At 65.0% G+C, this 19,671-nt stretch carries 14 protein-coding genes; 1 reads left to right on the top strand and 13 read right to left on the bottom strand.

Annotation, left to right across the window (positions count from 1 at the left end):
- Nucleotides 1-112: 112 nt before the first annotated feature.
- Nucleotides 113-2,602, bottom strand: coding sequence for a methyl-accepting chemotaxis protein (locus tag ACE3TY_RS14595; protein ID WP_374654191.1), 2,490 nt, complete (start codon nt 2,600-2,602; stop codon nt 113-115).
- 381 nt (nt 2,603-2,983) lie between these two features.
- Here ACE3TY_RS14595 and katG point away from each other — a divergent pair, with 381 nt between their 5' ends.
- On the top strand, nt 2,984-5,173 hold the full coding sequence (gene katG / locus ACE3TY_RS14600; protein WP_374654193.1) for a catalase/peroxidase HPI: 2,190 nt from the start codon (nt 2,984-2,986) through the stop codon (nt 5,171-5,173).
- Nucleotides 5,174-5,243: 70 nt separating this feature from the next.
- Here the strand turns inward: katG and chrA are convergent, their stop codons facing one another.
- The 12 genes from chrA to ACE3TY_RS14660 all read right to left on the bottom strand — a co-directional run bounded on the left by chrA (nt 5,244) and on the right by ACE3TY_RS14660 (nt 19,516).
- On the bottom strand, nt 5,244-6,572 hold the full coding sequence (gene chrA, locus ACE3TY_RS14605) for a chromate efflux transporter (RefSeq protein WP_374654195.1): 1,329 nt from the start codon (nt 6,570-6,572) through the stop codon (nt 5,244-5,246).
- Nucleotides 6,569-7,390 (bottom strand): chromate resistance protein ChrB domain-containing protein, encoded by an 822-nt coding sequence (locus ACE3TY_RS14610; RefSeq protein WP_374654197.1) that lies wholly within the window; start codon nt 7,388-7,390, stop codon nt 6,569-6,571. Before ACE3TY_RS14610 ends, chrA begins: the two co-directional genes overlap by 4 nt.
- Before the next feature lie 128 nt (nt 7,391-7,518).
- On the bottom strand, nt 7,519-9,321 hold the full coding sequence (locus ACE3TY_RS14615; RefSeq protein WP_374654199.1) for a SulP family inorganic anion transporter: 1,803 nt from the start codon (nt 9,319-9,321) through the stop codon (nt 7,519-7,521).
- Between the two features lie 17 nt (nt 9,322-9,338).
- The gene (locus ACE3TY_RS14620) at nt 9,339-11,093 is read right to left on the bottom strand and encodes a TIGR01244 family sulfur transferase (protein WP_374654201.1); all 1,755 of its coding nucleotides are present in this window, start codon (nt 11,091-11,093) and stop codon (nt 9,339-9,341) included.
- A gap of 16 nt (nt 11,094-11,109) precedes the next feature.
- Complete coding sequence (locus ACE3TY_RS14625; RefSeq protein ID WP_374654203.1) at nt 11,110-11,982, bottom strand: MBL fold metallo-hydrolase; 873 nt, start codon at nt 11,980-11,982, stop codon at nt 11,110-11,112.
- Nucleotides 11,983-12,076: 94 nt separating this feature from the next.
- The gene (locus ACE3TY_RS14630) at nt 12,077-12,400 is read right to left on the bottom strand and encodes an ArsR/SmtB family transcription factor (RefSeq protein WP_374654205.1); all 324 of its coding nucleotides are present in this window, start codon (nt 12,398-12,400) and stop codon (nt 12,077-12,079) included.
- 68 nt (nt 12,401-12,468) lie between these two features.
- Entirely contained in the window at nt 12,469-13,362 is an 894-nt protein-coding gene (locus ACE3TY_RS14635; protein WP_374654207.1) for a LysR family transcriptional regulator, read from the bottom strand.
- 137 nt (nt 13,363-13,499) lie between these two features.
- Complete coding sequence (locus ACE3TY_RS14640; protein ID WP_374654209.1) at nt 13,500-13,736, bottom strand: formate dehydrogenase subunit delta; 237 nt, start codon at nt 13,734-13,736, stop codon at nt 13,500-13,502.
- A 15-nt stretch (nt 13,737-13,751) separates the two neighbouring features.
- Nucleotides 13,752-14,594: a formate dehydrogenase accessory sulfurtransferase FdhD gene (gene fdhD, locus ACE3TY_RS14645; RefSeq protein ID WP_374654211.1), complete on the bottom strand. Its 843-nt coding sequence runs from the start codon at nt 14,592-14,594 to the stop codon at nt 13,752-13,754.
- 4 nt (nt 14,595-14,598) lie between these two features.
- Nucleotides 14,599-17,433, bottom strand: coding sequence for a formate dehydrogenase subunit alpha (gene fdhF, locus ACE3TY_RS14650; RefSeq protein ID WP_374654213.1), 2,835 nt, complete (start codon nt 17,431-17,433; stop codon nt 14,599-14,601).
- Between the two features lie 11 nt (nt 17,434-17,444).
- Complete coding sequence (locus ACE3TY_RS14655) at nt 17,445-19,013, bottom strand: formate dehydrogenase beta subunit (protein WP_374654215.1); 1,569 nt, start codon at nt 19,011-19,013, stop codon at nt 17,445-17,447.
- Nucleotides 19,013-19,516 carry a formate dehydrogenase subunit gamma gene (locus ACE3TY_RS14660; RefSeq protein ID WP_374654217.1) on the bottom strand — a complete coding sequence of 168 codons (504 nt, stop codon included), beginning with the start codon at nt 19,514-19,516 and terminating at the stop codon, nt 19,013-19,015. The genes ACE3TY_RS14655 and ACE3TY_RS14660 overlap by 1 nt, the downstream gene beginning before the upstream one ends.
- Between the last annotated feature and the right edge of the window lie 155 nt (nt 19,517-19,671).

Here is a 19,671-nt window from a genome sequence, read left to right on the forward strand (position 1 = left end):
CCACATTGGGGGAGGAAACTGTAGCCAGCTTGCACGCAAACGCCTCAGCGAACTCGGCTGGCCCCCTCCCTCCAATATGGGGGAGGGTTAGGGAGAGGGGGTCACCTCGTTCTCACGACAACTTCAACGCCATCCGCACGGCGCCCCAATGCTTGCCGCCGGCCCTGATCGGGGCGTCGATCTCTTTCAGCACCACGAAATTGCCGCCACCCATGTCGCGGGCATAGGTCTGCACGATGGTGCGCGTGGCGCGGCCGGCCAGCGTTCCGGCACGGTCGGCATAGATGCGCCGGTTCCTGGAATTGGCCGTGTTCCACACCGTCTCGCCGGGGCGCTGCGGTGCCGAGTATTTCCTGTTGTGGGCGGCGATATAGCCTTTGCGGTCGATGATGCAGCAGAAGACGATGCGGCTGTCATCCTGCAGCGGCGGCTCGATGATCGGCGGGAACAGGCGTTCGACCAGCGCCGTATGCTTGGCCATCACCTGCTGCGGGTCTGTGCCGCCGATCGGCTCATATTCGACGTCGTAGAGATCGTCGAGCGTGATGGCGCGCTCGGCCAGCGATTTCTCCAATGCGGCCGATGCGGCCTCGGCCACCGAATTGGCAAGTGCCATGAAGGGCTCGTCCTCCTGGCCCACGGCGACCAGCTTGGCATGCAGGGCCTCGAGCTCCGCCGGCCCCGGATCGATGAACTGGATATGGATGCCCAGCGGATCCTGGCTCACCAGCCTGGCGCGGAAGCGGCCGACATCCTTGAGCTCGCAGGTGCCTTCCGCGGGGCGCAGGGTGGTATTGCCGCCGGCCACCACCAGCACGCCGCCGTCGGACACATCGCCGGTAAAACCGGCCACCGTCTGCCCGCCGAATTCGCCGCGGAAGGCGATGGCCGCCGTGCGCCGTGCGCCATCGCGCCGGTTGCCGCCGATCGAGGAACGCAGGATGACATAGAGCCGCTGCTGCAACGCGCCGATGTCGCGGTTGACCAGGGCGGACAGATCGTTGACATGACCCGCCGTCTCGCCGGTGCGCTCGACGCGTTCCAGCATGCGCGCGACATTGTCGGCGACCGAGCGGGTCGAATGGGCGGCCTGGCCGGCGCTCTGCATGATCTCGGCGGTGGCGGCGCGCTGTTCCTCGCTGGCGCGGGCCACTTCGACCGTCACGGCATCGATGTCGCGGATGCCGCCCGCCACATTGTCGACGATGCCCACGGCCTTGGCGGTGGATTGCGCGATCTCCTCGGCCTGGGAATTGACCTGGGCTATTCCCTCCTCGGTCTGTCGCGCCAGGCTCTTCACTTCGTCCGCGACGACCGCGAAACCCTTGCCCATGTCGCCGGCGCGCGCCGCTTCGATGGTGGCATTGAGGGCCAGCATGCGCGTCCTGGCGGCGATCTCCTGGATCATGGTCACGACATTGCCGATGCTGCTGGCGGTCTGCGCGAGACCCGCCACTTCGGTGTTGGCGACCTCGGCTCCCTGCCTCGCGGTGGCGGCCAGCTTGCTGGAATTGTCGATCTGCGAGGAAATGGCGCGGCTCGACGCCTCCAATTCCTCGGTGGCGCTCGCCACCGTCTCGACATTGCGGTTGGTGGCGTCGACCAGCTGGTTGACTTCCATCGCCATGTCGCGGAGTTCGCTCGCGGTGCGCGACAGCAGGGTCGCGTTTTCGGTCAGCTTGTTGGCCTGGGTGGAAATGTCGCCCACCGTCTCCCTGACTTCGTTCTCCAGCGTCTCGGTCAGCTGCAGCATCTCGGCTTTCAGCGCCTCGTCGTTGCGCGTGCGTTCGTTCTCCTGCAATTCGCGCAGGCGCTCATTCTCCCTGCCATTGTCGCGGAACACGCCGACCGCGCGCGCCATGGCGCCGATCTCGTCCTCGCGCCCGGTCGCGGGAATGTCGGTATCCAGCTTGCCGTCGGCCAGGGCCGTCATGATGCCGGTCATGCGGATGATCGGCCGGATGACGCCCAGCGCGATGGCGGTGATGCCGCCCGCAACCAGCAGCAGAACGACGATCGTCACCAGCCAGACGATGGCCAGATAGGATGTGTCCGTGGCCGCGGCCTCCGCCTCGGTCGCGGCATTGGCCGTGTTGGCGCCGGCCACGATTTCGTCGATCACCTTGCGGTGCGCCTGATAGGCGTCGCTCACTTGCGCATAGGCCGCGTCGATCGCCGCCTGATCGGCCTTTTCGATCGCGGGCAGCAGCAGCTCGATGGCGGCGTAGAACTTCGTCACCTCCTCGTGGCTGTCCTTGGTCAGCCTGGCACTGAGTTCCGCGTTGTAATCCGCCGCCAGCCAATATTCATGGCGCGCGTCGTAATCCTTTCTGAGCTGCGCCAGGCGCGCGCGATGCGCCGCGAGCTCGCCTGGATTCTTTACCGCGAGCGTCGCCTCCAGATAGGATTCCAGCACATATTCCGGCGGCGGCAGGATGTCGGCGATGAGATCCTTGCCCAGCACGATCTGCCGATAGAGCGGACCGCCCACCTTGAGTTCAGAGAGCGCCAGCGAATTGGTGGCGAGCACGGCGGCGAATCCGCCGGCGATGAGAATGCCGAAGAGGATGATGGCTTTCGCCACGCTCAGTCGAAGTCGCATTGTCGGATCAGCTCACGGATGTTTCCTCGGCGCACGCCATTAGTTTCGGCGCGTTGATTTAATGCTGGGTTAATCGGTGGGGTGAAGAAACACCGACAATAGTCTTGGGTACGAGGTCCGGGGCGTGGGGGCTCCGACAATCGTCCTATTGTTCGCTTGTACTGCAGAGCGGCCAGCGCAGACCCTGCGCCGCACCCGGCAAGATTTCTTCACCGCAAGCCGGCAACCATCGGACCGCCTGATCGATTTTATCCATCACTGGGTGCGGGACTATCAATTTCCCCCTCCGGAACGGCCGGGCCATGATGGTCGCCGTGATATTCGGTCGAACAATTGATGACAGACCATGATGACAGACCATGATGACAAGGAGCCCCAGCCATGAATGACGTCAAAGCCGAAGGTAAATGCCCGTTCCATCCCGCCGCCGGCGGCAACGCGAATCGCGACTGGTGGCCCAATCAGCTGCGCCTCGATATCCTCAACCAGCATTCGGCGCGCTCCGACCCGATGGGTGCGGATTTCGACTATGCCAGGGAATTCAAGAGCCTCGATCTGGAGGCGGTGAAGCAGGATCTCAAGGCGCTGATGACAAGCTCGCAGGATTGGTGGCCGGCCGATTTCGGCCATTACGGGCCGCTCTTCATCCGCATGGCCTGGCATAGTGCCGGCACCTATCGCATCGGCGACGGTCGGGGCGGTGCCGGCGGCGGGCAGCAGCGCTTCGCGCCTTTGAATTCCTGGCCCGACAATGTCAGCCTCGACAAGGCGCGCCGCCTGATCTGGCCGGTGAAGCAGAAATACGGCGCTAAGATTTCCTGGGCCGATCTCATCATCCTCACCGGCAATGTGGCGCTGGAATCGATGGGCTTCAAGACCTTCGGCTTCGGCGGCGGCCGCGCCGATGTGTGGGAGCCGGAGACCAATGTCTATTGGGGTTCCGAGACCGCCTGGCTGAAGGGCGACAAGCGCTATTCCGGCGAACGCCAGCTGGAAGGGCATCTGGGCGCCGTGCAGATGGGTCTCATCTACGTCAATCCGGAAGGGCCGGATGGGAATCCCGATCCGATCGCTGCCGCCAGGGATATCCGTGAAACCTTCAGGCGCATGGCGATGGATGACGAGGAGACCGTGGCGCTGATTGCCGGCGGCCACACGTTCGGCAAGACTCACGGCGCCGGCCCCGCCAGCCATGTGGGGCCGGAACCGGAAGCCGCCGATCTCGAACTGCAGGGCCTCGGCTGGAAGAGCAGCCATGGCTCGGGCGTCGGCGCCGATGCGATCACCAGCGGGCTCGAAGTCATCTGGACCTCGACGCCGACCAAGTGGAGCAACAATTTCTTCTGGAACCTGTTCGGCTATGAATGGGAACTGACCACGAGCCCGGCGGGCGCCCATCAATGGACGCCCAAGGGCGGTGCCGGCGCGGGGTCGATTCCGGATCCCTTCGACAAGACCAAGCGGCGCGCGCCCACAATGCTCACAACCGACCTGGCGCTCCGCTTCGATCCGGCCTACGAAAAGATCTCGCGGCGCTTCCATGAAGACCCCGAGGCCTTCGCCGATGCCTTTGCCCGCGCCTGGTTCAAGCTCACCCACCGCGACATGGGACCGCGCGCCCGTTATCTGGGCAAGGACGTGCCGGCCGAGGAACTGATCTGGCAGGACCCGGTGCCGGCGGTGGATCACAAGCTGATCGAGCCGAATGATGCGGCGGGCTTGAAGGCCCAGATCCTGGCTTCGGGCCTTTCCATCGCCGAGCTGGTCTCGACCGCTTGGGGTGCCGCCTCGACTTTCCGCGGCTCCGACAAGCGCGGCGGCGCCAACGGTGCCCGCATCCGGCTGGCGCCGCAGAAGGATTGGGAGGTCAACCAGCCGCAGCAGCTCGCCAAGGTGCTGAAAGTCCTCGAAGGCATCCAGGCCGCGTTCAACAGGGACGAGGCCAGCGGCAGGAAAATCTCGCTGGCCGATCTCATCGTGCTCGCCGGCAATGCGGGCGTGGAACAGGCGGCCAGGAAGGCCGGGCACGATGTCACCGTGCCTTTCGCCGCCGGCCGCACGGATGCTACTGAGGCACAGACCGATGTCGAGGCCTTCGCCGTGCTGGAACCCGTGGCCGACGGCTTCCGCAACTATCTCCAGGGTCAATTCGGGCCGCTGGCCGAACATATGCTGGTCGACAAGGCAAACCTGCTGACGCTGACGGCGCCGGAAATGACGGTGCTGGTGGGCGGCCTGCGTGCCTTGAACGCCAATGTCGGTGGTGCCCGGCACGGCATCTTCACCAAGCGGCCGGAAACGCTGACCAACGATTTCTTCGTCAATCTCCTCGACATGGGCACGGAGTGGAAGGCGGTCTCGGACGCCAAGGATGTCTATGAAGGACGCGACCGCAAGACCGGCGATGTCAAATGGACGGGCACCCGCGTCGATCTGGTCTTCGGGTCGAATTCCGTGCTCCGCGCCCTCTCTGAAGTCTATGGCAGCGCGGACGCGCAAGAGAAGTTCGTGACCGATTTCGTGGCGGCCTGGGCGAAGGTGATGAACCTCGACCGCTTCGATCTCGCCTGAACGAAACGCCCCTCACCCCCGCCCTCTCCCCGCTTTCGCGGGGCGAGGGGTTGGGGTGAGGGGACTTCCGTCAGACCAGCGTAAGCCCGACACCGCAGGCGGCGGCGAGCGCCAAGGTGCCGAACACGCCCATCCGGAAACGGAACAAGGCAAGCGCCGCAAGCAGCGCCAGGGTGCCGGCAACCGGATCGAAGCTCGAAAGCACCGGCAGCTCGACTGAAAGCGGCCCCAGCACAATCGTGTCCTGCGCGCGGAACAGCATATGGAGCGCGAACCACAGAGCGAGATTCGCGATGACGCCGACCACGGCGGCGGTGATGGCGGCAAGGCCGCCGGCCAGCAGACGGCTCCCTTGCATCTTCTCGATCCAGGGTGCGCCTAGGAAGACAAAGGCAAAGCAGGGCGCAAACGTCACCCACAAAGTGATGCTGGCGCCGATCAGTGCGCCGCCCACGCCATCTTCGCGAAAGCCGGCGAGGAAGCCCACGAATTGCAGCACCAGGATGAGCGGTCCCGGGGTCGTCTCCGCAAGGCCCAATCCTGTCAGCATCTCGGCCGAACTCAGCCAGTGATAGGTCTCGACCGCATCCTGCGCCACATAGGCCAGCACCGCATAGGCGCCGCCCATGGTGACGACCGCCATCTTGGAAAAGAAGGCGGCGATCTCGCCATAGGTGCCGGGGGCGAGGAAGACGAGACCTAGCGCCGGCACCAGCCACAGGATGAGCGCGCCGAGGCCAGCCCACCGCGCATTGCGCGCCAGCCGCAACGCGCGCCCAGGTTCGCGCCGCGACAGCGTATCGACGAGGGCCGGCCCGCCGCGATCGTCGGCATCGTGCCGGCGATGCGTGAAGGCGTGCGGGATCGCAAGTCCCACCAGTCCGGCGCCGATCACCACCAGCGGAAACGGAATGCGCAGCACGAAAAGGCCGACGAACGCGCCCAGCGCCATCGCATGGGCGGCCTTGCCCTTGAGCGCGCGCCGTCCCACGCGCAGCAATGCGTCCACCACCAGCACCAGCACCGCGCATTTCAGGCCGAAGAACAGGCCGGCCATCAATGGCACATGTCCCAGCAGAACGAAGGCCAGCGACAGGCCCAGCATCACCAGGGCCCCAGGCAGGATGAACAGAAGGCCGGCCATCAGCCCGCCTTTCACCCCATGCATCAGCCAGCCCAGATAGGTGGCCAGCTGCTGCGCCTCCGGCCCCGGCAGCAGGGTGCAGAAGTTGAGCGCATGCAGGAAGCGCTTCTCCCCCACCCAGTTCAGCTCCTCGACCACCACCCGGTGCATCAGCGCGATCTGCCCGGCGGGCCCGCCGAAGGAAAGAAGACCGATCTTCAGCCAGATTCCGAACGCCTGGCCGATCGTCGGCAAGGCGCCCGCCGGCGCGTTCATCGTGCGGCCATGCTGTGACCGGGCCAGTTATGCGCCTCGCCCACGGCATCGCGGCACCAGCGGTAGAAGGCGTCGTAGAGCGGCAGGCTGGCCGCCAATTGCTGCAGATCGTCCTTGTACATGCGCGAAAAGCCGAGCGAGGCCGCCAGCAGGCCCGCCGCCTGCGGAGCCAGATCGTGCCGGTCGGTGTCCGCGCCGCGCACGATCGTGGCGAGGTGGTCCAGAACCTCCGAACGCAAACCGAATTCCTGCAGCATGACGTCGAAGGTGCACATCTCGCCGCGATGGCTCCAGAATGCGCCGTCGATATCGAAGGGCGTCGCATTGAAACGCTCCGCCACCGCCGGTACTTCGCCTTGCGCGACATAGAGGAAGATCGCCGACGGGTCGGCGAAGCGGCGTATCAGCCACGGGCAGGCGATGCGGTCGATCTTGGGCCGCGCCCGCGTCACCCAGACCGTGCGGCCCTGGCCGTTGCGCGGCGGCAATGCCGCCTCGCGCAGCAGCAGGCCGCCGCCGGCGACCCAGGCTTCATGGCCGCCCTCCAGGCTTTCGGCCGGAATCTTCTCGTGGCGCAGCCAGGCCGCCACACCCTGGCTCAGTTTCAATCCGCGCTGGCAGGTGACGACGACCTGGCCGCCGGCAAGATCCCGCGCCCATTGGGCGACGTTTCGATAGTCGCGTCGCTGCGCGCCGGGAATGAGGCGGGGGTCGGCCGCATAATCCTCCTCGTCGCGCACATCGACGATGACGGGACTGTCGGCCAGGCCGATGAGACGGGAAAGCTGCTGTGGAGAAATGTTGTCGGGACCGGGCATGATGACGTCCACTCCGAATTGGGAGATACGGACGCGATGCTCTGGCCATGGCCTCACGGGGCGATCGCGGTCAACCCCTTGGGCCGTATTGTCAGAGCCCGCACGGCCGGAGTCAAGAGCCGGCTGCCCTACGCGGCCGCCTTCGCCTCCACCCCGATGCACGGCTCGCTCATCGCGGCGCGTGTGCCATCGGCGCGCCGGCCCAGGGCCAGGGTCGGATCCAGCGTGCGAATGGCCTCGTACTGGCTCAAGAAAATCCGCCCGCCGCCCGCCTGCAGATGATCGAGGAAGTCGCTGCGCCGGAGCGCGTCCATCACCGGGCCCTTCACTTCGGAAAGGTGGAAGGTGACGCCGGCATCCTTCAGGCGGTGCTGGATCGCTTCCAGGCTCTCCAGGGCGCTGGCATCGATCAGGTTCACCGCCGGGCACATCAGCACGGCATGGCGCAAGGCGGGCCGCGCCGCGATCTCGGCATGGATGCGATCCTCGAGCGCGCGCGCGTTGGCGAAATAGAGGCTTTCATCGACCCGGATGCTGAGCACGCTCTCGCTGACATAGACCCGGTGCCGGTCGACATTGCGGAAATGCTCGGTCTCGGGGACCAGGCCGACGACGGCGACATGCGGCCGGCTGGTGCGCCACAGGAACAGGATCAGCGACAGGCCGACGCCGGTCACGATGCCGGGTTCGACGCCAACCATGAGCACCACGATCATGGTCGCCGCCATGGCGATGAAGTCGTGCCGCGAATAGCGCCAGACGCGGGGCAGCGCTCCAAGATCGACCAGCGACAGGACGGCGACGACGATCGTGGCCGCCAGCACCGCCTGCGGCAGGAAATGAAAGAGCGGCGTCAGCAGCAATGCCGTGAACAGGATGCCGAGCGCGGTGAGCGCACAGGCCAAGGGCGTCTCGGCACCGGCATCGAAATTGACGACCGAGCGGGCAAAGCCGCCGGTCACGGGAAAGCCGCCGGTGAAGGCGGCGGCCAGGTTCGCGGCCCCCAACCCCATCAGCTCGTTATCCGGTGCGATGCGCTGGCGGCGCTTGGCGGCCAGGGTCTGCGCCACCGAAATCGATTCGACGAAGCCGACCAGGCTGAGCAAGGCGGCGGCGCCCGAAAGCCGCGACCACAGGCCGGCATCGAAGGCGGGAATCGTCAGCGGCGGCAGCCCCTGCGGAATGTCGCCGACGATCTTGACGCCCCGCGCTTCCAGGTCGAACCAGGCGACGCTCAGCGTCGAGACGATGACGGCGGCGACCGGCCCGGCCTTGGCGATCACGTCCGAGGGGCGCGGGCCCAGGCCAAGGCGCCGCAGCAGGGGCTTCAGCGATTTCCTGACCCAGAACAGAAAGCCGGTCGCGGCAACGCCGATGACCAGCGTCGGCGGGTTGACGGCACCGGCCTGCCCGATCAAGGCACCGATCATTTCCGGCAACGTATCGCCGCCGGCCCTGACGCCCAGGAAGTGTTTGAGCTGGCTCGCGGCGATGAGAATGCCGGACGCACTGATGAAACCCGAAATCACCGAATGGCTGAGGAAGTTCGATATGAAGCCCAGGCGGAAGGCCGCCATCGCCACCAGGATCAGGCCGGACAGGAAGGCGAGGATGAGGGCCGCTTCGATGTAGAGCGGTGATCCGGGTGCCGCCACCTTGGCCGCCGCCGCCGCCGTCATCAGCGAAATGACGGCTACCGGCCCCACGGCCAAGGTGCGGCTGGTGCCGAAGATGCCATAGGCGATGAGCGGCAGGATGCTGGCATAAAGGCCGATATAGGGCGGCAGCCCCGCCAGCATGGCATAGGCGAGGCTCTGCGGGATCAGCATGATGGTGACGATGAGTGCCGCCACCGCGTCGCTGCCGAACGTCGCCGCGTTATATCGCTTCGCCCAGTCGAGCGAAGGCAGCCATTTTTCCAGACCGTTCATGATCGCCGATGAATCCGCTATTTGCGTTGCGCGGGATCGGCGCAGGCCGCCGCCGCCTCATGCGCCAAGGGCTGGTGCGGCAGGACGGTGGGCTTGGCCAGCCATTCGCGACCCTTCATCATCACGTCGAAATAGAGCCAGGGCAGGACCGAAACCTTGGCGAACCAGGCGCTCCAGCGGGGCCTCGTCGAATCCCACGGGAAGGTCGGCAGCAATTTGCCGCCATAGCCGAACTCGGCCATCACCACCTTGCCGCGCTCGACGGTGAGCGGGCATGAGCCATAGCCGTCATAGACCGCGCGCGGATTCCTGCCGTCGAGAATGGCGATGATATTCTCCGCCACGATCGGCGCCTGCTTGCGCACGGCCGCCGCCGTCTTGGCATTGGGCATCGAACCGGCATCGCCCAGCGCGAAGATGTTGCCATAGGATTTGTGGCGCAGGGTTTCCGGATCCACATCGACCCAGCCGGCACCGTCGGCCAGGGGCGACTGGCGGATGAAGGCGGGTGCCGTCTGCGGCGGCACCACATGGATCATGTCGAAACGCTTGCTGACCCGCTCGACCGATCCGTCTTCCTTTCTCGTCTCGAACACGGCCCGCTTGTTCGGCCCATCGATCGATTTGAGGTTGGAATTGAAAACCAGCCTGGCGCCGTAGCGCTCGACATAGCGCATCAGCGAGGGGACATATTCCTTGACGCCGAACAGCACGCCGCCGGCATTGTTGAACTCGACATCGATACCCTTGAGGACGCCCTGCGCTTCCCAATGGTTGGCGCTGAGATACATCGCCTTCTGCGGGGCGCCCGCGCATTTGATCGGCATGGGCGGCTGCGTGAACAAGGCCGTGCCGCCTTTCAATCCCCGCGCCAGCTCCCAGGTATAGGGGGCAAGGTCCAGCATGTAGTTCGACGTGACGCCGTTCCTGCCGAGCGTCTCGCTCAGGCCCTCGACGAGATCCCAGCGCAGCTCCAGGCCGGGTGCCACGATCAGCGTCGAATAGCCGATCGGCGTTCCGTCCTCCAGCAGCACGGCATTGCCGGGCGGATCGAAGCTCGCCACCGCCGCCTTGATCCACGCGGCGCCGGCCGGAATGCATTCGGCCATTGGCCGCGTCGTCTTCCTCCGGTCGAACACGCCGCCGCCCACCAGCGTCCAGCCCGGCTGGTAATAGTGCATTTCCCTGGGCTCGACGATGGCGATCTTCAGGCCGGGCCGGCGCTTGAGCAGGCTGGCGGTGACCGAACAGCCGGCGGCACCGCCGCCGATGACGACGACATCGTAAGCCTTGGCGGCTCTTGCCGGCGCGGCATCCGCCGTGGCGCGGGCGACAATCGTGACACCTCCCGCCCATTGCGCATCGAGGCGCGGGCGCAGGGGATTGAGGTCGTAGCCGGCATCGGCGGCAACGCCGATCAGCACGGCGGGGTCGAGCCTTGCGGCTTCGCTCAACGCCCATAGGGTGGTCGAACGCGTGCCGGTGCGGCAATAGGCGAAGACCGGCCCGCGCAATTCGCGCATCGCCGCGCGGAAGGCTTCGACATCCGCTTCCGTCACCTTGCCCGAGATGACCGGAATATGCCGGTAGGAAAGGCCCAGCCGCTTGGCCGCCGCTTCGATCGCGGCACTGCTTGGCTGGCCTTCGCCTTCATTGTCCGGCCGGTTGTTGACGATGGCGTGATAGCCGCGGCTGGCGAGCGTCCCCACATCCGCCTCGCTGATCTGCGGTGCCACCGACAGGAAGGGCGTTAGGCGGCGCAGGTTTTCCATCGGAATGTCCTTGGGCTCAGAGCGCGTTGACGGGAAGCTTCAGGTACGAGACGCCATTGCCTTCAGGGGGCGGCATGTGGCCGGCGCGCATATTGACCTGCACCGACGGCAGGATGAGGCGCGGCATGTCGAGCTTGGCATCGCGCGCCTCGCGCATGGCGACGAATTCGTCTTCCGTCCTGCCGGCGCCGACATGGATGTTATGGCGCTTCTCGGCGCCGACCGTGGCTTCCCACACATAGTCGCTGCGGCCCGCCGGCAGGTAATCGTGACACATGAAAAGGCGCGTCGCGTCGGGCAGCGCGAAGATCTTCTGGATCGAACGATAGAGCTGCCGCGCATCGCCGCCGGGAAAGTCGCAGCGCGCCGTGCCATAATCGGGCATGAACAAAGTGTCGCCGACGAAACCCGCATCGCCGATCAGATAAGTCATGCAGGCCGGCGTGTGGCCGGGCGTGTGCATGGCCCTGGCCTCGATCGAACCCAGCTTGAACGTCTCGCCATCCCCCAGCAGCCGGTCGAACTGCCGCCCGTCGCGCGCGAACTCGGTGCCGGCGTTGAACACCTTGCCGAACACGTTCTGGATGGTGACGATCTCGAATCCGATGGCGAGGCTGCCGCCCAGCTTCTCCTTCAGATAGGGTGCCGCGGAAAGATGGTCGGCATGGACATGCGTCTCCAGCAGCCACGCGATGGTGGCGCCCTTTTCCTTCACATGGGCGATGAGCCGATCGGCCGATCCGGTCCCGGTGCGTCCCGACGGCGCGTCGAAATCGAGGACGGAATCGATGATCGCGGCCTGTCCGGTTGCCGGGTCGGTGACGACATAGCTCACGGTAAAGGTGTCCGGATCGAAGAAGCCCTTCACATCGGGGCGGGCACTGGTCATGGGCGTTTCCTCCTTGATGGCGCTTGCCGCGTCTCGTTTTCCACTGAATCTGTGTAAAATCTTGCAAACCCTTCAAGGGCTTGCGCCGCCTGCCTCAGCCCTGTTCGCCACCCTCCTCGCAATAGGGCCGGCAATAGGTTGCGTAGAGAAATTCGATGAGCTTGCGGACATCGTCGCGGTCCAGGGCATAGAGCATGTTCTGCCCGTCGCGCCGTGCCGCCACGATCCCGTCCTTGCGCAGCAGGGCCAGCTGCTGCGACACGGCCGGTTCCTTCATCTCGGTAAGGCGCGCCAGTTCCGAAACCGACCGCTCGGCTTCCGTCAGCTGGCACAGGATCAGCAGCCGCTTGGGGTTGCCGAGCGATTTCATCAGTTCGCTGACCTTGCCCGCCGTCTCGATGAGTTCCTGTATCTGCATATCTGCAGATATCTGCAATATTGCAGGAAAGAGCAAGCGCCAAGTCCCGCGGCGTTCTGACGCAGGCTCTAGTCGCTGCCGTTAAATCCCGGAAATTGCATGGAAAAAAGCGCCAGGCTGATGGGTGACAGGGGCTCGCGGTCGGGGACGACCAGCCCCACCTGACGGTTCACTTCCGGCTCGATCAGGTCCAGCGCCACGGCTCCGCTCGGCATGCCCAGCACCTGGATGAGCGATTTCGGCACAATGCTGGACAGCCGCCCGGACCTCACATGGGCACACAGATTGACCACCGAATTGGTCTCCAGCTGCGGCCTTGGACTGCAATCCAGCGATTTGAAGATCGCATCGATGATGCGCCGGTTCTGCATGTTGGGGGTGAGCAGACAGAGCGGCAGCTCCGCCGCTTGCCGCCAGGTGGCGAACTTGGCATTGCCGAGCGGCCCATGCTCGGGGGTCAGCAGCACATAGCGCTCGGTATAGAGGGTCCGCTGCAGCACGCCCTTCAGCGGCTCCGCCTCAAGGTAAGTGATACCGGCCTCCAGCTCGAAATGATCGAGCCCCTGCTGGATCTCCATCGACGAGGTCGACCAGACCGTGACGCGCACCTGCGGATGCCGGTCGTAAAGCGGATCGGTCACCAGCGGCACCAGCGGCAGGGCGGACGGAATGACCCCTAAGCGCAGATTGCCGGTCAGGGACCGCTTGGCGTTCTGGATACCCTGGCGCAGTGAATCGTAGTCGGACAGGATGCGCCGCGCCCACAGCAGCACCTCCTGCCCCTCCGGCGTGAAGCCCTTGAAGCGCTTGTCGCGATCGACCAGCGGCACGCCCAATTCTTCCTCCAGCTGCTTGATCGCGGTGGAGAGGGCCGGCTGCGTGATGTTGCAAGCCGCCGCCGCCCGCGCGAAATGCCGCTCGCGGGCAAGCGCTGCGAGATAGACGAGCTGACGGACGAGCATTTATCGATCCACAGGACTACTTACATTGTCATGGTCCGCGAAGGCGGACCATCCACGAGTTTGCCTCCAACCACGCGATGCGTGGAAAGAAACTCGTGGATCCCCCGCCTTCGCGGGGGATGACATGAAGGAGCCGCTCACGCGCTCTTGACCAGATCCGGCTGCTTGGCCGCCAGCTGCTGCAGCGCCTTCAGGGTCAGCGGCTTCAGTCCGGCGCCGCCAGCATTGAGGTGCGCGAAGATGCCCTGGCGCATGCGCGGGTCCCAGAATTTCTGGATATGCGTGGCGATGCCCTCGACCGCTTCCGCTTCCGGATAGGATTGGAAGAAATCGGCGATCTGGTTCGCCATCGAAATCAGGCGGTCGTTATTCATGGGATCGTTGCCCCCTTAGAGCGCGATGCGGTGTGGATGGGTAAGACACAGCGCGCTGTCGGCGCGCGCCAGGGCCAGCAGGGTGATGCCGGCTTCCTCCGCCACCTTCGCCGCCATGCGTGTCGGCGCCGAGACGGAGACGAGCATGGGAAAGCCGGCGATGACGGCCTTCTGCACCATCTCGACCGAACAGCGGCTGGTGATCAGGCAGAAGCCGGACGCGGGATCGATCCGCGCCACGGCGATGGCGCCGGCCAGCTTGTCGAGCGCATTGTGGCGCCCCACATCCTCGCGCACCAGCAGCAGATCGCCTTGCGCGTCCGCATAGGCCGCGGCATGCAGCGCATGGGCCTGGGCATTGTAAACCTGGGCGGGCGGCAGGGCGGAGAGCGCCTTCTCGATGGCCGCGAGGCCGATCTTCATGCCGCCGCCGACCTTCGGCAGATCGCGCGCCACCGCTTCCAGACTGTCGAGCCCGCAAAGGCCGCAGCCCGTGCGGCCGGCGATGGTACGGCGGCGTTCCTTGAGGCGCCAGAAACTCTCCGGCGCCAGATCGATCTTCAGTTCGATGCCCTTTTCGTGGGCCAGGATCTCGACATCGCGGATCTCGGCTGCCTGCTCGACGATGCCCTCGCTCAAGGAAAAGCCGCGCGCGAAATCCTCGAGGTCGGCGGGGCTTGCCATCATCACGGCATGAGAGATGCCGTTATAGACCAGCGCCACCGGCACTTCCTCGGCCAGGAAGTCGAGCCGGTCCAGTTCGGTCCCGTCGAAGCAAAGCTCCCGCAACTTCACCGGCACGACGACCGGCGGAATTTCCCCGGTCTCGTCATCCTGTTGCGGCAGCTTCTTCATCATGGCGCTACTCGGCGGCCTTGGTGATGCGCCGCGCCGCGTCGCGGAACAGGGCATATTCGCGCTGCCATTCCGACTGGTGGTTGGAAAGCCTGACCTCGACCGCCGTCACCTTGTATTCCGGGCAGTTCGTGGCCCAATCGGAGAAGTCGGTGGTGATGACGTTGGCGCCGGTGCCGACATGGTGGAAGGTCGTGTAGACGACACCGGGCTGCATGCGCTCGGAGATGACGGCCTTGAGGCTGGTCTCCCCCACCCGGCTCACCACCGCCACATTGTCGCCGTCGCGGATGCCGCGTTCCTCGGCATCGTGCGGGTGGATTTCCAGCACGTCCTCGGGATGCCAGGCCACATTCTCGGTGCGCCGCGTCTGCGCGCCGACATTGTACTGGCTCAAGATCCGGCCCGTGGTGAGGATGAGCGGGAAGCGCGGCCCCACCCGTTCCTCGGTCGGCACGAATTCGGTGATCATGAAGCGGCCCAGCCCGCGCACGAACTTCTCGATATGCATGGTCGGCGTGCCTTCGGGCGCCGCGTCGTTGCAGGGCCATTGGATCGAGCCCATTTCCTCCAGCCGCGCATAGGAAACGCCCTTGAAGGTCGGCGTCAGGCGCGCGATCTCGTCCATGATCTCGGATGGGTGGCTGTACTCCATCTTATAGCCCAGCGCGTTGCTCAGCATGATGGTGACTTCCCAATCGGCAAGGCCCGGCATCGGCGGAATGGCCTGCCGCACGCGGTTGATGCGCCGCTCGGCATTGGTGAAGGTGCCTTCCTTCTCCAGGAACGTCGTGCCGGGCAGGAAGACATGCGCGTAATTGGCCGTCTCGTTGAGGAAGATGTCCTGCACCACCACGCATTCCATGGCGGCAAGGCCCGCCGTCACATGCTGCGTGTTGGGATCGGACTGCGCGATATCCTCGCCCTGGACATAGAGGCCCTTGAAGGTGCCGTCGACCGCTGCATCCAGCATGTTGGGAATGCGCAGGCCCGGCTCAGGATCGAGAGTGACACCCCAGGCCGCGTTGAACTGCTCGCGCACCGCGTCGGTCGAAATATGGCGGTAGCCCGGCAGTTCGTGCGGGAACGAACCCATGTCGCACGACCCCTGCACATTGTTCTGCCCGCGCAATGGATTCACGCCCGCTCCCACATGGCCGACATTGCCGGTCGCCATGGCAAGGTTCGCCATGCCCATGACCATGGTGGAACCCTGGCTGTGTTCGGTCACACCCAGCCCGTAATAGATGGCGGCGTTGCGGACGCTGGCATAGAGCCTCGCGGCGGCGCGGACTTCCGCGGCCGGCACGCCGGTATATTTCTCCATCTCCTCCGGCGCATGGCGCTTGTCGGCGACGAAGTCGCGCCAGCGGTTGAATTCCGCCATGTCGCAGCGCAGGGCGACATAATCCTCCCGGACCAGCCCTTCGGTCACGATCACATGCGCCAGCGCATTGACCATGGCGACATTGGTGCCGGGCTTGAGGGCCAGGTGATGCGCCGCCCTGACGTGCGGCGACTTCACCAGATCGATGGCGCGCGGGTCGATGACGATGAGCTTGGCGCCCTGCCGCAGCCGCTTCTTCATGGCGCTGCCGAAGACTGGATGCGCGTCGGTGGGATTGGCGCCGATCACCATGATGACGTCGGCTTCGCGTACCGAATCGAAATTCTGCGTGCCGGCCGAGGTGCCGAAGGTCTGGGAGAGGCCATAGCCGGTCGGCGAATGGCAGACGCGGGCGCAGGTATCGACATTGTTGACGCCGAAACCGGCGCGCACCAGTTTCTGCACCAGATAGGTTTCCTCATTGGTGCAGCGCGACGAAGTGATGCCGCCCACCGCATTGCGCCCATACTGCTTCTGGATGCGCTTGAACTCGGACGCGGCGTGATTGATCGCCTCTTCCCAGGAGACTTCCTTCCAGGGGTCCGTGATCCTGGCGCGGATCATCGGCTTGGTGATGCGGTCCTGGTGCGTGGTATAGCCCCAGGCGAAGCGGCCCTTGACGCAGGAATGGCCGTGATTGGCCTGGCCATCCTTATAGGGCACCATGTTGACGACTTCGGTGCCGCGCATCTCGGCCTTGAACGAACAGCCGACCCCGCAATAGGCGCAGGTGGTGATCACGGAATGCTCCGGCTGGCCGGCCTCGATCACACTCTTTTCCATCAGCGTCGCGGTGGGACAAGCCTGCACGCAGGCGCCGCATGAGACGCACTCGCTCCCCAGGAAATCTTCCTTCTGCCCCGGCGACACGGTCGAGGCGAAGCCCCGGCTGTCGATGGTGAGGGCGAACGTCCCCTGCACTTCCTCGCAGGCGCGCACGCAGCGCGAACAGACGATGCATTTCGACGCGTCGAAGGTGAAATAGGGATTGCTCTCGTCCTTCTCGGCATCGAGATGGTTGGCGCCCTTGAAGCCGTAGCGTACTTCCCGGAGGCCCACGGCGCCCGCCATGTCCTGCAACTCGCAATCGCCATTGGCGGGACAGGTCAGGCAATCCAGCGGATGGTCGGAGATATAAAGCTCCATGATATTGCGGCGGAGCTTGGCGAGCTTGCCCGTCTGGGTCCAGACCTTGAGGCCGTTTTCGACCGGCGTCGTGCAGGAAGCGGGTGTTCCCTTGCGCCCCTCGATCTCCACCGCGCAAAGCCTGCAGGAGCCGAAGGATTCGAGGCTGTCGGTGGCGCAGAGCTTGGGCACCTTCGTGCCCATCTCGGCCGCCGCGCGCATGATGGAGGTGCCTTCCGGCACGGTGACTTGCTGCCCGTCGATGGAGAGCGTCACCATCTTGGTGGCGAGGCGGATCGGCGTGCCGAAATCGGTTTCCTTGATCAGCATGGTCTCTCTCCTCACTCAGCCGCGGCGCGTGCCGACGAACCCTGGGGGGCGCGGTTGAAATCTTCCGGGAAATGGCGGATGGCGCTTTGCACGGGGAAGGGCGTCAGGCCCCCCAGGGCGCAGAGCGACCCGTCGATCATGGTGTCGCAAAGGTCGGAGAGCAGCTCCATGTTCTTCTGCCGGTTTTCGCCATTGCGGATGCGGTCGATCACCTCGACGCCGCGGGTCGAGCCGATGCGGCAGGGCGTGCATTTGCCGCAGGATTCGACCGCGCAGAATTCCATCGCGAAGCGCGCCTGCCGCGACAGGTCCACGCTGTCGTCGAAGACGACGATGCCGCCATGGCCCAGCATGCCCTTGGCCGCCGCCATGGCTTCGTAATCCATCGGCGTATCGAGGAGGCTCTGCGGGAAATAGGCGCCAAGCGGCCCGCCCACCTGCACCGCGCGCACCGGCCGGCCCGATGCGGTGCCGCCGCCGAAATCCTCGATCAGCTGGCGGATGGTGATGCCGAAGGCCTTCTCGATGAGCCCGCCTTGGCGGACATTGCCGGCCAGCTGGAACGGCTTGGTGCCGCGCGAGCGGCCCATGCCGAAATCCTTGTAGAAGGCCGCACCCTTGTCGAGCACCGTCGGCACCGCGACGAAGGACAGCACATTGTTGATGACGGTCGGCTTGCCGAACAGGCCCTTGATGGCCGGCAGCGGGGGCTTCGCGCGCACCATGCCGCGCTTGCCTTCCAGGCTTTCCAGCAGCGAGGTCTCCTCGCCGCAGATATAGGCGCCGGCACCCAGGCGCAGCTCAAGCTGGAATGCCTTGCCCGATCCCATCACATCCGGGCCCAGATAGCCCTTGCGGTTGGCGCTGACGATCGCCTTTTCCATCTGCTGATAGGCCAGCGGATATTCGCTGCGGATATAGACGAAGCCCTTGCTGGCGCCCACCGCCAGCCCCGCGATGGTCATGCCCTCGATGAGCAGGAACGGATCGCCCTCCATGATCATGCGGTCGGCAAAGGTGCCGCTGTCGCCCTCGTCCGCGTTGCAGACGATGTATTTCTGGTCCGCCGCGCAGCCCAGCACCGTCTTCCACTTGATGCCGGTCGGGAACCCCGCGCCGCCGCGCCCGCGCAGGCCCGATTCGGTCACGGCGGCGACGATGGCGTCGCCGCTCATACGCACGGCGTTCTTCAGGCCGCGATAGCCTTCATGCGCGATATAGTCTTCGATGTCGGTGGGATCGATGATGCCGCAGCGCGCGAAGGTCACGCGCTCCTGGTTCTTCAAATACGCAATCTCCTCCGGCTTGCCGAGGTGCAGCGGATGATCCTTGCCGCCGTCGAGGAAGCCGGCATCGAACAGCTTGCCCACATCTTCCGCCGCCACGGGGCCATAGGCGATGCGGCCGGCTTCTGTCACCACTTCGACCATCGGCTCCAGCCACAGCAGGCCACGGCTGCCGTTGCGGATGATCCTCACCTCGATCTTGCGCGCCAGCGCCTCGACCTTGACCGCGCGCTCGACCTCGTCGGCACCGCAGGCGATGGCGGCTGAATCGGCTGGAATGTAGATCGTCTTCATTAGCGCGCCCCCGCCATCTTCTGCGCCATGATCCGGTCGAACTTTTCCGGCGTCACGCGGCCATGCAGCTTGCCATCCACCATCATCGATGGCGCGCAGGCGCAAAGCCCCAAGCAATAGACCGCCTCGAAGCATATCTTCTTGTCGGCGCTGGTTTCGCCCAGCTCTACTTTGAGGTGCCGCTTGATATGCTCTTCCAGCTCGCGCCCCTGCATCGACTGGCAGGCTTCGGCGCGGCAGATCTTCACCACATGCCGGCCCGCCGGTTCCTTCCGGAAATCGTGATAGAAGCTGAGCACGCCATGCACTTCGGCGCGGGAGAGGTTCAGTTCGTCGGCGATCACGGGCACGATGCTGGCATCGACATAGCCGAATTCGTCGTTGAGCGCGTGCAGGATGGGCATCAGGGCGCCATCCAGAGATTTCTTTTCCTGGACGATGCTCAAGGCAGCGTCCTTATCCCAGGATCTGACGGCGGATTTGGCGGCAGCTAATCCCGACATTGGCGTCTTCTCTCCCGATGGCCTCTCGTCTCGATCCCCTGATGTAGGGTGTCAGCGGCGGCCTTGGTGTCCAAAAAGCGACATCCAAATAGTAAATCCATGACCGGGCGGCGGGATTCAAATCGCTTCGGATTATGATCTAATAAAAGAAATTT

Origin of the sequence: Dongia sp. (assembly GCF_041918875.1) — a bacterium.
GTDB lineage: Bacteria > Pseudomonadota > Alphaproteobacteria > Dongiales > Dongiaceae > Dongia.